Consider the following 522-nt stretch of genomic DNA (forward strand, 5'->3'; position numbering starts at 1 on the left):
CTCTGAGACAGGTGCTGCATGGCTGTCGTCAGCTCGTGTTGTGAAATGTTGGGTTAAGTCCCGCAACGAGCGCAACCCTTATCCTTATTTGCCAGCACGTAATGGTGGGAACTTTAGGGAGACTGCCGGTGATAAACCGGAGGAAGGTGGGGACGACGTCAAGTCATCATGGCCCTTACGAGTAGGGCTACACACGTGCTACAATGGTCGGTACAGAGGGTTGCGAAGCCGCGAGGTGGAGCTAATCTCACAAAGCCGGTCGTAGTCCGGATCGGAGTCTGCAACTCGACTCCGTGAAGTCGGAATCGCTAGTAATCGTGAATCAGAATGTCACGGTGAATACGTTCCCGGGCCTTGTACACACCGCCCGTCACACCATGGGAGTGGGCTGCACCAGAAGTAGATAGCTTAACCTTCGGGAGGGCGTTTACCACGGTGTGGTTCATGACTGGGGTGAAGTCGTAACAAGGTAGCCCTAGGGGAACCTGGGGCTGGATCACCTCCTTACCTATACGACTAACT

General features: G+C 54.6%; 1 rRNA gene. It reads left to right on the forward strand.

Annotation, left to right across the window (positions count from 1 at the left end):
- Positions 1 to 507, forward strand: a 16S ribosomal RNA gene (locus ACVBJC_RS20420); the annotation flags it as partial.
- Positions 508 to 522: the final 15 nt, after the last annotated feature.

The sequence above is a fragment of the Shewanella sp. 0m-6 genome (genome assembly GCF_052977325.1).